This is a genomic window from Thalassospira sp. UBA1131 (genome assembly GCF_002311515.1).
Lineage (GTDB): Bacteria > Pseudomonadota > Alphaproteobacteria > Rhodospirillales > Thalassospiraceae > Thalassospira.
The window spans coordinates 31,090-44,309 of sequence record NZ_DCAO01000070.1; the positions used below are offsets into that span (position 1 = coordinate 31,090).

Consider the following 13,220-nt stretch of genomic DNA (forward strand, 5'->3'; position numbering starts at 1 on the left):
GCCAAGAAATTCGACAGCCTTCCGGCCCATGAAGATCACGAGATGGAGCCGCTTAAATACGAAGGCGGCAGCCGGATCGAAAATCGCAAGCTTGAACAGGTGCATGTGATCTTTGGTCTGCCGACCGTGTCCTACACCGATGACAGCTTCTATGACCTGCAGGTGTTCAACACCCTTCTGGGTGGTGGCATGTCATCGCGCCTGTTCCAGGAAATCCGCGAAAAGCGCGGGCTGGTCTATTCTGTCTATAGCTTCTCGTCGCATTATGTCGATGGTGGCTTGTTCTCGATCTATGCCGGGACCGGTGCCAATGACGTTGGCGAACTGATGCCGGTCATGTGTGATGAACTGGTCCGCGCGACCGAGGATCTGACCGAAGAAGAAGTCGCACGTGCACGTGCGCAGCTTAAGGCATCTGTGGTGATGGCGATGGAAAGCAATTCCGGTCGCTGCGAAACACTTGCCCGTCAGATCCAGATTTTCGGCCGCCCGCAAAGTATGGAAGAAATCGTTGAAAAGATCGACGGTGTTGACCTTGAAAGCGTGCGTCGTTCGGGCAAGGCATTGCTGGATGGCACGCCGACCGTGACGGCCCTTGGTCCTGTCGATCAAATGCCGTCCTACGACGATCTGGCGGCACGCCTGCGCAGCTAGGCTCACGCGAGCTTTGAACACATTAACGGCACCTGCCTGACCCGGCTGGTGCCGTTTCTTTTTGCGACGTACTCTAGGCTGGTGTATCCCGATAGCAGGACAGTTCGTGGAAAGTGCAGCATGCAATATGCCTTTGACATAGGGGGCTCGAATATCGAGTTCGGTGTTTTCGATGCGGGTGGGGCGACGGTGCTTCATCGCAAGGCATCAACACCACGTGATGACCGAGACGCCTTTGTCAAAATCCTGGCGGGCTTTGTGCATGAGGCCGATGAGCAATATGGCAAATGCCCGGTCGGCATCAGTCTTGCCGGTGGGATGGATCCGCAGACCGGGTCGGTTATTTCTGCCAATATTCCGGCGATCAAGGATTGGCCGCTGGCGGCCGAGCTTTCAGCCATTCTGGACCGTCCTGTTCTGGTCGAAAATGACGCCGATTGTTTTGCCTTGGCCGAGGCAACAACAGGTGCCGCCCAAAACGCCCGAACCGTCTTTGCCATTATCCTTGGCACCGGGGTGGGGGGCGGCATTGTGTTGGATGGCCAATTCGTTGGCGGCAACAGTGGTATCCGCGGCGAATGGGGGCATGGCAATGATGTCACCGGCAGCCTCATCAAACATGGCCTGTCGGCGGTTGCTTGTGGCTGTGGGCGCACAGGATGCCTTGATAGTTGGGGCGGGGCGCGCGGGCTTGAACGGATTTACGCGCAACTCCATGATCAGGCACCTGCAAGCCACGACATCACAACTGCATGGCTGGCCGGGGATGACAAGGCAGCACGGGTTATCGACATCTATTGTGATCTGGTTGCCCGTGAATTGGCACTGATGGTTAATGTTCTCGATCCGGACTGTGTCCCGGTGGGCGGCGGATTGGCATCCGAGACAGCCTTGATCGCAGAGATCGACACACGGGTGCGAAAGCATGCCCTGGGGCGCTATGACGTGCCGCTGGTGGTGCCCGGCGCCTATGCCCGGGATGGCGGTTTGCGGGGGGCAGCCCTGTTGCACCAGATGACAGCACGGCCGAAATCCGGATAACCGACCCGGTCATATCAGAAAAATATTATCCAATCAGAAGAATGGCCTATGCCTTGGTATGCTTACGGTTTAGAATTTGCCGCATGCGATTATCGGACTTAATTGTCGCACTATAACAAGGCTTTATGACTGGCGTTTTTGCGCAAAGCCGTGCCAGTCAAAAAATGGGAAATCACATGACCACCGAGTTTGAGACCGATCATCAGGGCGAAATGGCCAAAATGTTCGAACAGCGTGTTGAGGCGATCCTGAAGCTCGGTATTGAGCAGTTCGGTCTGCCAGTCGGCATCTTTAGTGCGATTGGCGAACAGACCTATGAAATTCGACAGGTGTTTCATCCTGAAAATGTCCTGACCCCGGGCATGGAGTTCGATCTTGATGAGACATTCTGCAGTCAGGTTATTTCGGCCAGCAAAGTCTTTGCCTTTCATGATGTCAGTGAAAGCGAACTGGGGTCGCATCCGGCGGGCGAAAAATTCGGGTTTGCCGCCTATCTTGGCGCACCGATTGTTGTCGAAGGTGAATGCATCGGGACCCTTGCATTTGGCAGCCCGGTACCGGTGAAGGCCTTTACCAAGCACGATATCGATCTGGTGCAGCTTTTTGCCGACTCAATCGGGCAGGCGGTTGCCCATATCCATGATCGCAAGGCACTTGATCAGGCGCGCAAGGATATCGAGCTTTCGGCCAATACCGATCCGCTGACGGGGCTTTACAATCGCCATTACATGGAAGGTATCTTGCGAACCGAGCTTGAACGTTCAAACCGATATGGCAATGCGGTTGTGATCGGGATGGTCTATTTCGACAATCTCAAGAACCTGAATGAGAACTTTGGCTATGATGCCGGTGATGCGGCGTTGAAACTGTTTGCCAAGGTGGCATCGGGCATGAAGCGCGAAACCGACGTCATCGCGCGCTGGAGCGACAAGGAATTCATCATCCTGATGCCTGAAACCGGGGCCGCAGGTGCATTGAACTACCTACAACGCTTGACCGAGCGCGTCGGTGCCGAGGATTTCGAGGCCGGAAGCGCACACCCGAAGCTTACACTCAGCATCGGCCTTGGCATTGCGGAGGCGGGCGATACGCTTGATAAACTGGTGGCACGCGCCAGCATCGCAATGCACCAGTCAAAGCAGTCCTGAACGGATAATGTGTGGCCGCGCATTCGTGTGCGGCCATGTTGCATCAAGCACGCAAAAGAAAACCGCTTTGAGGAAAACCTCAAAGCGGTTTGTCTTGGCTGGGGCGGTAGGATTCGAACCTACGGTACACGATACCAAAAACCGATGCCTTACCACTTGGCCACGCCCCATCAGCGTGCGTGGCGCGGAAAATAGCGCCCTCATGACAAGAGTGCAACCCTCTATTTGAAGGTTTTTTTATCTTGCGCTCAGTCGGGGAAGGCCGCGCCCATATCTGCCTGCTCGCGGCTCTTTTCCGTCAGGATATGGGTGGGCGAAATCCACCAGTCCGGGTTCTGTGCTGCAATGGCATTTGCCGCACGTTCAGCCTGATCGTTTGTGTCGTAAATTCCAAAACACGTCGCCCCGCTGCCCGACATTCTGGCCAGCAAGCATCCCTCTTCACGGGCGAGCGCATTTAGCACATCACAAATTTCCGGAAGGATACCGGTGGCCGGCAGGGTCAGGTCATTGCCGCATTCCGACAATGCATCGGCAAGGGCAGCACCACTTTGAAAGGTCTGCTGGGTATCCCATGCGCCGGTCGGGCTAAACCCCTCATCTGCGCGGGCCTTGAAGATTTCAGGTGTTGAAACTGCCTTGCCGGGATTGATCAGGACCATCGGGACGGACGGCAGGTCCGGCAGTGCGGTGATTTCTTCGCCGATCCCCGACATCAGACAGGTTCTACCATGCAGGCAAACCGGGACATCTGCCCCGAGTGTTAGCGCGATGCGTGACAAGGTGTCTTCGTCGAGGTCAAGTTTCCACATCTCGCACAGCAGCCGGATCGCCGCCGCGGCATCCGCCGACCCGCCACCAATCCCCGATGCAATCGGCAATCGCTTATCAAGGATCAGGTCTGCTCCCTGTGTCGTGCCACTTTCAGCCTGGAGCATCCGGGCGGCACGCATCACAAGGTTGTCACTGGTGTCTTCAAGGGCGAGGTTGGCAGCCATGGGGCCTGTGATCGAAAGGGTGATGGTGCCATCGTCGCGCACCTCGCCACTTACCACGTCGCCGGATGCGGTAAAGCAGACGAGGCTTTCAAGCAGGTGATAGCCGTCATCGCGTTTGCCGGTGACGTGTAGAAACAGGTTAACCTTGGCAGGTGCCTGCTGGCGATAGGTCGCAGACATGAACGTTTCTTCCCAAATGCGTCAGTTTACGACGGTCGGGGCCACGCTTGGTACCTGACCATTGATCTTGGCTTCGACGGTACTGCGCAGTTCTTCGGTCGGATTGAAGGACAGGGCACGGTGCCACTGGAAGCGGGCCTCGTGATAGCGCCCGATCTGCCAATAGGCATCCCCCAGATGATCATTGATGGTCGGGTCATCGGGTTTCAGTTCGACCGCCTTTTCAAGCTGTTCGACCGCATCTTCGAACCGGCCAAGCTTGTAGTAAACCCACCCCAGACTGTCGACGATATAGCCATCATCAGGCTGCAATTCGACGGCGCGTTTAAGCATGTCTTCGGCCTGTTCGAAATTCATGCCCATATCAACCCAGCTATAACCAAGATAGTTCAGCACATAGGGTTGTTCCGGTTCGACTTCGAGGGCCTGAAGGAAATCTGCCTCGGCCTTGGCCCAGTCCCCGGCACGTTCATGGGCAATGCCGCGACGATACAGCAAACGCCAGCCAACCTGTGTCTGGCCGCCAAGCCGTTCAATCGCCTTGTCATAGGCGTCTGCGGCCGGGCCATATTGCTGCTGAATGCGCAGGATATCGCCAAGCTGGATCAGCGCATCCGGGCGATCACGGCGTTCGCTGACCATGTCTTTGAGGATATCAATCGCCTCATCCGCGCGACCGATCTGCTCAAGGCTTGAGGCAGTTCGAAGCCGCGCGTTCCAGCTGTGCGGGGATGAGCGCGGGATCCCTTTGTAAACCTCAATTGCCGTTTCAAAACGGTTCTGAATTTCCATCACTTCGCCGACCAGAAGACGGGTAATGTCATCATCGGGACGTAGCGACAGCGAATAGCGCGCCATCAGCAGGGATGGATCAACCGCGTTTTCCTGACTAAGCAGGGTGGCAATATCAAGATAGGCCTCTGCCAGACCCTCTGCCGGGGTCAGCATGGTGGCGATGGGTGGTTCTTTGCGATCAAGACGCGCGAGATGGAACGGCATGGCAAGTGATTGCGGATGCCGATCCATATAGCTTTCATACAGAAGGGACGCCTTTTGCACCTGGCCTTTACGCTCATAGACGGCACCAAGGGCCTCGGCGGCGCGAAGCGGCGCGTCGGCCGGATCGCCATAGGCGCTGGCAAGGGCGCGTTCAGCGGCATCAAAATCACCAAAATGCGCCAGGATCAGACCGCGATGATACTCCGACAGCGGGTTAAGCGCGCCATTGCCCTGCATGCCATCAAGGGCCGTCATTGCCGCGTCTTTTTGATCAAGGCCGGTGTAAAGCCAGGCCTTTGCCAGCGGCGCAATCAGGGCATTGATGCCACGTTCGGGCAGGCTTGAGACGATATCAAGCGCATCCTGATAACGATCTTCGCGAATGGCGGCATCCATTACTGTCAGGGCCGCAAACAGGTCCTGATCGTTTTCGGATTGCAAACTGGTGGCAATATCGACGGCATCGCTGATGCGCCCGTCGCTGATCAATGCCAGGAAAGCCCGGCGGCGCAGCTCTGCGTTATCGGGGTCGAGTTGATGGGCGCGCAAAAGATATTGCGCAGCGTAGTCGGACCGGCTTTCCATCTGGGCAGCCTTGCCAGCCAGGAAGTTACCCGAAAACCCGTTGGATTGCGGATACTCGAAAACGGCATCGTCGCTGTTCTGTGGCATGGTGCCACAGGCCGAAAGCGCAACAGCCGTCATCGGGATGAGGAGATGTAACAATTTACGTTTCAAAGGCTTTTCCTGCGTCCGCAATTCGGGTTCGGCGACGCCAGATCTGGCGCATCGCCATAGTGAATTTCGGGATTAGCCTACTCAGTCGGCAATTATAAGGCAAAGCATTTGCAACAACGACAAACCGCTATCTTTGAACGGGATCACTGACACGGGAATACGCAGCACAGGATAATATGTCTTCAGTCCCGCGACAGGGCTTCTTTGACCAGTGCAATCCAATAGCTGACACCATACGTGATGGCGTCATCATTGAAGTCATATGCGGCGTTATGAAGCAGCCGGTCGCCATCCGTCGGGCCATTACCGAGCCAGATATAGCAACCCGGTTTGACATTCAGCATGAAGGCGAAATCTTCGCTGGCCATGGACGGTTCCGGATTGGTGTCCACCTGATCTGCGCCGACAATCTTCGATGCCACCGAAAGGGCAATTTCGGATTCTGCCGGGCTGTTGATTGTTGCCGGATAGCGGCGTTGATAATTCACGCGGGCATCGCAGCCCAAGGCCTGTGCGGTGTGTTTGGCTGTTTCGACCAGACGCGCTTCGATAACATCCTGAATATCAGGATCAAACGTGCGCACAGTGCCGCGAATGGTCGCGGTATTGGGGATTACGTTCCAGGTGTCACCGCCGAAAATCTGTGTGGGCGAAATGACAGCGCTTTTCAAAGGATTGATTTCGCGTGCGACGATGGTTTGCAGTGCCAGTAGAACCTGACCTGCTGTTGTAATCGGATCATGTCCGAGATGGGGCATGGCCGCGTGGCAACCTTTGCCCTCAATCACGATTTCAAACACGTCGTAGCTTGCCATCATCGGGCCGGCCTTGACGGCCATGGTGCCGATATCGCGGCCCGGCCAGTTGTGCATGCCATAAACCGTATCGACCGGATGGCTGTCAAACAGGCCCTCTTTGACCATTTCCCGCCCGCCGCCTTCGTTTTCTTCGGCAGGCTGAAAAATAAAATCGACGGTTCCGGCAAAATCCGGGTTTTCAGCAAGGATTTTGGCGGCGCCAAGCAGCATGGTCATATGGCCATCATGACCACAGGCATGCATTTTTCCCGGATGTTTTGACGCATAAGGCAAATTGGTTGTTTCATGGATATCAAGTGCATCCATGTCGGCGCGAAGCCCGATCCGCTTTCCCGGCCCTTTGTTGCCATGCAGGGTTGCGACAACACCTGTCTTGGCGATGCCGGTTTTGACTTCCAAGCCAAAGGATTTCAGCTTTTCTGCGACAAAGGCACTGGTCAGGTTTTCTTCAAACGCGGTTTCAGGGTGAGCATGCAGATGGTGACGCCAGCTGATGAATTCATCGACAAGTTCGGTGGCGCGAGGATGAAGGGAGCAAGAAGGGACAGTCATCTGCATACTCGATTTTGGATGATATGTGCGGGCGTGAACCCGGTAACTTAACACCGGGACCACCATAGTTCAGATGGTCCCGGTTACAGGATGTGATCAGATACCCTGAAGCTTCAGGATCGCTTCGGCAACAAGAACCGAACCGGCATAGGTGCCAAGGAAGACAAGGCAGGCAACCACTGCCAGTTTCCAGCCGGAATGTTTGGCAACTTCGATTTCCTTTTTGGCAATCGCAAAGCCGGCATAGGCGAGAGCCGGGGTTGCAAGGGCCAGGAAGTTAACCGACTTGGCCTGTGCGACGATCCATTCCGAACCCGGGGTCCAGGGAAGGGTCGCGACAATGCCGACCAACGAAATCCATGCAACGCTTGGCAGATAGAACGGCGCAAAGCGGGTCAGGATAAGGCCAACCATCGAGATCAAATAGATCACGATCATGCCCATAAATCCGTCCATCAACGGTATCGCCGGTCCGACTGTGTTCATCACCAGTCCGACAAGGCAGACAATGATCAGGACGACGGCATGATCGACAAGATCAATTTTCGGGCGGGTGGTTTCTTTTGCAACAACGCTATCAGACATGATCAAGCCCCCTTGTTGTCAGCAGCGGCAAGGTCACGCTTACCAGCCGTCGCGTTATAGAGTTTTTCAACGATCGGAAGAGCAATAAACAGTCCGGCATAAAGACCTGTTGCATAGGTCAAAAGGTTGCTCGCCCCGGCAAGTGCAAGGATTTCGTCCTTCATCGACGGGACAACTTCCGTCAGCGCACCAGTGCAGGCCGCCATCATCGAACCGCTGCCGATCCCGCATGCCATTGCAAGCGCGCGCGGATCAAAAACATCAATGCTGGCAAACAGTGACGCCAGAATGGCAAAAATAAAGGTGCCGAAAAGCGTACCGATCACATAAACGCCCATGACACCCGCACCTTCCGGGCTTTTGAGGGTGTAACGGTCGGCGATGATGGCAAGGTTCGGTTCACGTGCGATCGAGAAGGTCGCACCAATGGCCTCACGGCCCATTTTCAGGCCCCAAACCGCAAGCGGGAATGCCAGAACAATCGTGCCAAGGTTCCCAAGTTCCTGCAGCAACAGCGCAGGACCCGCTTCGATGATGGTTTCGATTGCCGGGCCGATGGTGGTTCCGAATTTGGCGATGAACGGCATGATCGCAATGACGATTAGCGGTGAGGCCGCCTTGACTTCTTTTTCACCGATGAACTTGCCAAATTTCGGCATGACATTCGGATTCATAAGGGCTGCCATGATAAAGGCATAAAGCAGCGGCAACAGAAGAATTGCCCCAATTCCCAACGGAATTTTGCGGATGCCGATCAGCTCGGCGATTGCCCCAATGATGATAACGGCTAAATGGAGCTTCCATAGCCCCATTTGTCCCCGAAGCGCATTCATTTCCCAGTCTCCTTGACAGACAGTGGCGTTTACGACGCAAGGACACCTTTCCCATTGATGCGGGAAACCAAACGCGCCTTGTCATCCCTGTAAAATCCGGCGATGCAAAATTCATCGTTTTGCCATTTTTAGATCCGGAATTTCCGACCGAGAATGGGAACATGCCGATTCATGGGCAAGTGCCATTTTGGGATGCTTCTGTTGCCGAAATGGCAACAGGTCACGCAAGGTTATTCATGTTCTTCGGGATACCAAGCGGAGCCAAATGCCTCCATCCGATCCCGGATCATGCCTGTAACAGCCCGCACTGCGGCGGTTTTGGGGCGCTCCTTGCGCACCAGCAAGTGTGAAGGAACACGCGCCAGGAAGGGATCTGTCATCGGTATGGCAACGACTTCTCCTCTGCGTAGTTGTCGTGATACCGCAAACGCGGGCAGATAGGTGATACCGCCCCCCGACAGGACAAAGTGAATGGCAACATTGATCGAATCGGCGGTCAGAAAAGCATCCCGCGCCACGCGATTTCCCGGATCGGCATTTGCCAAAAGTTTGGACACCCCGAAATTCTGATCCAGCAAGGCGGCCGGATAATTCAGCGTTTCATTCAGTTTGCAGCTTTGCTTGGAGGCAAGGGCAAATTCCGGCGGGACCAGCACGCAAAGCGGGCTGTGGTTTTCTGCAAGTAATTCAAGCTCTGGCGTGCGCGGCGGGTTGAAAACCAGCCCCAGATCATAGTCATCGCGCAGAATGCCATGGGTGATCTTCTCGGTTCCGGCAACATCGACTTCAAGCCGAATGTCGGGGAACTCGTCGCGCAGCGGGCGGATCACGTGATTAACAAGATCGACAACAAAGCCTTCCCCGGTTGCGATGCGCACCGTCCCGGCAATGGCGCCACGGGCCGCGGCAAGATCAACCGCAAATGCTTCGTCGATTTCAATGCGCTTGCGTGCATGTGCCGCAACCATATGCCCCGTTTCGGTAAAGATGATCCCGCGTTTGGTGCGTTCCATCAAAAGCGTATTCAGATGGGCCTCAAGGCTTGAGATCTGTCGACTGATCGCCGAGGGGGCAATGCGCAAGTTCTCGGCGGCAGTCCGGATCGAGCCGGCTTCGAAAACAGCCAAAAAATAACGGAGAGGTTTGTCATCAATCTTCATATCGGGGCTTCGAATTGTGGGGCGATGTCGTAATCAGAGCATATCTGTTGCTGTTTCGGCAACAACATGTTCCGGCAATTGATCTTGAAACAGCGGTGCTTCCGCCGGAAGTTGATCAGGAAATCAAAACAGAAAAGGGCGGAAAAGAGCGGTCAAAGGCGAAGATTGTCACCTTTGATACAGCGCGTAACGACCCCAAAGCAGCAAAGAGGCAGCAATCGTGACACAAACACACATCAATGGCAGCGGAACCGTCGGGGTCATTGGGCTTGGAAATATGGGACTTGGTATGGCGCGCACACTTTTGCGCGAGGGCCACGCTGTAACCGGGTTTGACCTTTCCGTCGAACGCCGGGCGGATGCTGCGCGCGATGGTGTGACCATCGTTGCCACCCAACAGGAACTTTTTAGCACCTGTGAGACCATCATTCTTTCCTTGCCGACAGCACGCCACGTGCAAACCGTTCTGACCGGGGATAATGGCCTTGCATCTTGTGATCTTGCGCCGCGCCTGATCATTGATACGACAACGTCTGAACCCGATGTAACCCGAGAACTTGACGCGGCTTTGCGTGTGATCGGTCATGTCCTGATTGATGCGCCGGTCAGTGGTGGCCCCGCTGGTGCCAATAGTGGGCAACTGACCATGATGGTTGGCGGCGATGATGCCGGTTTTGCCAAGGCGATGCCGATACTTTCAGTTCTGGGTGGCAAGATTACCCATGTTGGCCCGGTGGGGGCTGGTCACGCCGTCAAGATTATCAACAACATGCTGGTTGCGACCCATCTTTTGACCATGCGCGAAGCAGTCGCACTGGGCAAGGCGGCCGGGGTGGATACCAATTACCTGATCTCTGCACTTAATGCCGGTTCGGGGCGCAGCGCTGTTAGCGAAGTCAATTATCCGAAATGGGTTCTTACCGGGCAGTTTGACAGTGGCTTTACCATGGGGCTGATGCGCAAGGACATGCGCCTTGCCATGGCCTTGGCATCGCAAAAGGACGTGGTACTCCCGGTCAGTCAACTGGCGGGACAGATTTGGCAGGACAGTGCAGCGGCGCTTTCCGATGACATGGATTTCAATCGCATCACCGAATTTACCGCGAGCACCAACACCGCCCAGGCAGGAGAATGAAAATGAGCAGCGCAGATAAACTGATGACGCGTGACTATGCCAAGGCCATGGCACCGTTCTTTGCCGATGGTGTTGTTGGCAGTTGGGTCAATGGTGCGATCATGCCGGGCAAAGGCGATGATATCGAATTGATCGATCCTGCAACCGGCAAGGCGTTTTTGACCTTCAAGGATGCTGGTGGCGATGTCGTGGATGCGGCTATGAAGGTGGCGGTTGCCGGGCAGCGTGTCTGGTGGGCGATGACGGCGGCGGAACGTGGCCGTATTCTCTGGAAAATCGGTGCCCAGGTTCGCGATCATCTTGAACAGCTGGCACTTCTGGAATGCGTTTCTGCCGGTAAGCCGATCCGCGATACGCGGGTCGAGGTGCTTAAAGTCGCCGAGATGTTTGAATATTATGCCGGTTGGGCAGACAAGCTTCATGGCGATGTCATTCCGGTGCCGACCAGCCATCTGAACTATACCCGTCCCGAGCCATATGGCGTTGTTACGCAAATAACGCCCTGGAACGCGCCGATCTTCACGGCCGGTTGGCAGTTGGCCCCGGCCTTGTGTGCGGGCAATGCGGCAGTTCTTAAACCGTCGGAAATGACGCCACTGACCTCTGTTGCGCTTGGTGTTCTGTCGCAAAAGGCAGGTTTGCCTGATGGGGTGATTTCGGTACTGGCAGGATTGGGCCATACCACGGGTGTTGCGGCGACAACCCACGATGCCACCCGCAAGGTCGTCTTTGTCGGATCGCCCAAAACAGGTTCTGTTATCGCGGCCCAAGCTGCCCAGAATATCGTGCCGTGTGTTCTTGAGCTTGGTGGGAAATCGGCAAACATCGTGTTCGAAGATGCCGATCTTAAGCGTGCCGTGACTGGCGCGCAGGCCGCGATCTTTAGCGGAGCCGGGCAAAGTTGTGTCGCCGGTTCGCGCCTGTTGGTCCAGCGTTCCGTGTTGGATCAGTTCCAGGAAATGCTGGTTACGGGTGCCAATCATATTCCGGTGGGCGATCCGCTTGATGCCGCAACCCAGATTGGCCCGATCAACAATGATGCCCAGTATCAGACGGTAAATCGCCTGATCGCGGCGGGGCGTGCCGAAGGGGCTGAAATTCTTGCAGGTGGTGTCCGCCCGGATGGGACGGCCTGTGCCGATGGGTATTTCTTGCGTCCGACGGTTCTTGGCAATGTTCGCAACGACATGTCGATTGCGCGCGACGAAATCTTTGGACCGGTTGTTTCGGTCATCCCGTTTGATGACGAGGCCGAAGCCATTGCGATCGCCAATGACAGCAAATTTGGCCTGGCCGGTGCCGTTTGGACCAGTGCGGTGGATCGCGCGCATCGGGTGGCGGCCAATGTGCGGGCCGGGACGTTCTGGATTAACAGCTATAAGACCATCAATGTCATGTCGCCATTTGGCGGGTTTGGACAGAGTGGCTATGGCCGATCCAGCGGCAAGGAAGGTTTGATGGAATATATGCAGCCCAAAAGTGTCTGGACCGAAACCGCGGCAAACCCGCCGGTTGCTTTTGGCTATGCGCCAGAATGATCAAATGATCAAATGACCAAGTGATCAAATCATCAGACTAAATAATAAGGGCCGCAAAAAGCGGCCCTTATTGTATGAGGAAAGCCGAAAAGGCTTACATATTCGGGTAGTTAGGTCCGCCGCCACCTTCGGGCACGACCCAAACGATGTTCTGGGTCGGGTCCTTGATGTCGCAGGTTTTGCAATGCACGCAGTTCTGCGCATTGATCTGCAGACGCTTGCCGCCATTGTCTTCGTCTTCGACGAACTCATAGACACCGGCCGGACAGAAACGTGCCTCTGGCCCGTCATAGACGGCAAGGTTGGTGCTTACCGGAACACTTGCATCTTTCAGCGTCAGGTGGATCGGCTGATCTTCGCTGTGGTTGGTGTTCGACAGGAAGACCGATGACAGCTTGTCGAAGCTGATTTTGCCATCCGGTTTCGGATAGTCGATCTTTGGCATTTCGCTTGCCGGTTTCAGGCAGGCATGGTCCGCATGGTTTTTAAAGGTCCAGGGTGCCTTGCCGCCGAACAGATAGGTATCAACCGCACTATAAGCCATGCCGCCCCAGAAACCCCATTTGGCGAAGCTCGGGCGGATGTTGCGCACCTTGTGCAGCTCCGGATAGACCCAGCTGTCTTTCAGACGCTGCGGGTAGCTGTCCATCTTTGCCGGAACTTCATCGGCCGTCAGGGCCTCAAACGCGGCCTCGGCGGCCAGCATGCCGGTCTTCATCGCGGTGTGCGAACCCTTGATCTTTGGCACGTTCATAAAGCCCGCCGAACATCCGATCAGGCAACCACCCGGGAAGACAAGATCGGGGATCGACTGGAAACCGCCTTCGTTCAGCGCACGTGC

Annotated in this window: 12 protein-coding genes and 1 tRNA gene; 5 read left to right on the forward strand and 8 right to left on the reverse strand. The window is 55.6% G+C overall.

Going from position 1 to position 13,220, the window contains the following annotated elements; all coding sequences use genetic code 11:
• The 3 genes from B3Z49_RS11300 to B3Z49_RS11310 all read left to right on the forward strand — a co-directional run.
• On the forward strand, positions 1 to 654 hold a 654-nt coding region (locus B3Z49_RS11300), incomplete at its 5' end, for a M16 family metallopeptidase (RefSeq protein ID WP_296990893.1).
• A 120-nt stretch (positions 655 to 774) separates the two neighbouring features.
• On the forward strand, positions 775 to 1,695 hold the full coding sequence (locus B3Z49_RS11305; protein WP_296990895.1) for an ROK family protein: 921 nt from the start codon (positions 775 to 777) through the stop codon (positions 1,693 to 1,695).
• Between the two features lie 176 nt (positions 1,696 to 1,871).
• Complete coding sequence (locus B3Z49_RS11310) at positions 1,872 to 2,843, forward strand: sensor domain-containing diguanylate cyclase (RefSeq protein ID WP_296990897.1); 972 nt, start codon at positions 1,872 to 1,874, stop codon at positions 2,841 to 2,843.
• 95 nt (positions 2,844 to 2,938) lie between these two features.
• On the opposite strand, the gene B3Z49_RS11315 is transcribed toward B3Z49_RS11310, so the two are convergent.
• The 7 genes from B3Z49_RS11315 to B3Z49_RS11345 form a co-directional block, all read right to left on the reverse strand.
• Positions 2,939 to 3,013, reverse strand: a tRNA-Gln gene (locus tag B3Z49_RS11315).
• A gap of 78 nt (positions 3,014 to 3,091) precedes the next feature.
• Positions 3,092 to 4,021: a 4-(cytidine 5'-diphospho)-2-C-methyl-D-erythritol kinase gene (locus tag B3Z49_RS11320; RefSeq protein WP_296990899.1), complete on the reverse strand. Its 930-nt coding sequence runs from the start codon at positions 4,019 to 4,021 to the stop codon at positions 3,092 to 3,094.
• Positions 4,022 to 4,042: 21 nt separating this feature from the next.
• Positions 4,043 to 5,758 carry a tetratricopeptide repeat protein gene (locus tag B3Z49_RS11325; protein ID WP_296990900.1) on the reverse strand — a complete coding sequence of 572 codons (1,716 nt, stop codon included), beginning with the start codon at positions 5,756 to 5,758 and terminating at the stop codon, positions 4,043 to 4,045.
• Positions 5,759 to 5,940: 182 nt separating this feature from the next.
• Positions 5,941 to 7,128: a M20 aminoacylase family protein gene (locus tag B3Z49_RS11330; RefSeq protein ID WP_296990902.1), complete on the reverse strand. Its 1,188-nt coding sequence runs from the start codon at positions 7,126 to 7,128 to the stop codon at positions 5,941 to 5,943.
• Positions 7,129 to 7,224: 96 nt separating this feature from the next.
• Positions 7,225 to 7,713: a hypothetical protein gene (locus tag B3Z49_RS11335; RefSeq protein WP_296990903.1), complete on the reverse strand. Its 489-nt coding sequence runs from the start codon at positions 7,711 to 7,713 to the stop codon at positions 7,225 to 7,227.
• A 2-nt stretch (positions 7,714 to 7,715) separates the two neighbouring features.
• Positions 7,716 to 8,546 carry a DUF3100 domain-containing protein gene (locus B3Z49_RS11340; protein ID WP_008889213.1) on the reverse strand — a complete coding sequence of 277 codons (831 nt, stop codon included), beginning with the start codon at positions 8,544 to 8,546 and terminating at the stop codon, positions 7,716 to 7,718.
• 230 nt (positions 8,547 to 8,776) lie between these two features.
• On the reverse strand, positions 8,777 to 9,706 hold the full coding sequence (locus B3Z49_RS11345; protein ID WP_008889214.1) for a LysR family transcriptional regulator: 930 nt from the start codon (positions 9,704 to 9,706) through the stop codon (positions 8,777 to 8,779).
• 220 nt (positions 9,707 to 9,926) lie between these two features.
• On the opposite strand from B3Z49_RS11345, the gene B3Z49_RS11350 reads away from it, so the two are divergent.
• Both B3Z49_RS11350 and B3Z49_RS11355 read left to right on the forward strand, forming a co-directional pair.
• The gene (locus B3Z49_RS11350) at positions 9,927 to 10,841 is read left to right on the forward strand and encodes an NAD(P)-dependent oxidoreductase (RefSeq protein ID WP_296990904.1); all 915 of its coding nucleotides are present in this window, start codon (positions 9,927 to 9,929) and stop codon (positions 10,839 to 10,841) included.
• Between the two features lie 2 nt (positions 10,842 to 10,843).
• Positions 10,844 to 12,379, forward strand: coding sequence for an aldehyde dehydrogenase family protein (locus tag B3Z49_RS11355; protein WP_296990905.1), 1,536 nt, complete (start codon positions 10,844 to 10,846; stop codon positions 12,377 to 12,379).
• A gap of 94 nt (positions 12,380 to 12,473) precedes the next feature.
• Here the strand turns inward: B3Z49_RS11355 and B3Z49_RS11360 are convergent.
• The coding region (locus B3Z49_RS11360) for an electron transfer flavoprotein-ubiquinone oxidoreductase (protein ID WP_296990908.1) at positions 12,474 to 13,220 on the reverse strand (747 nt) is incomplete at its 5' end.

Coding starts and splice junctions, on each gene's coding strand:
- B3Z49_RS11305 (WP_296990895.1), top strand. CDS start 775: ATGCAATATGCCTTTGACATAGGGGGCTCGAATATCGAGTTCGGTGTT.
- B3Z49_RS11310 (WP_296990897.1), top strand. CDS start 1,872: ATGACCACCGAGTTTGAGACCGATCATCAGGGCGAAATGGCCAAAATG.
- B3Z49_RS11320 (WP_296990899.1), bottom strand. CDS start 4,021: ATGTCTGCGACCTATCGCCAGCAGGCACCTGCCAAGGTTAACCTGTTT.
- B3Z49_RS11330 (WP_296990902.1), bottom strand. CDS start 7,128: ATGACTGTCCCTTCTTGCTCCCTTCATCCTCGCGCCACCGAACTTGTC.
- B3Z49_RS11335 (WP_296990903.1), bottom strand. CDS start 7,713: ATGTCTGATAGCGTTGTTGCAAAAGAAACCACCCGCCCGAAAATTGAT.
- B3Z49_RS11340 (WP_008889213.1), bottom strand. CDS start 8,546: ATGAATGCGCTTCGGGGACAAATGGGGCTATGGAAGCTCCATTTAGCC.
- B3Z49_RS11345 (WP_008889214.1), bottom strand. CDS start 9,706: ATGAAGATTGATGACAAACCTCTCCGTTATTTTTTGGCTGTTTTCGAA.
- B3Z49_RS11355 (WP_296990905.1), top strand. CDS start 10,844: ATGAGCAGCGCAGATAAACTGATGACGCGTGACTATGCCAAGGCCATG.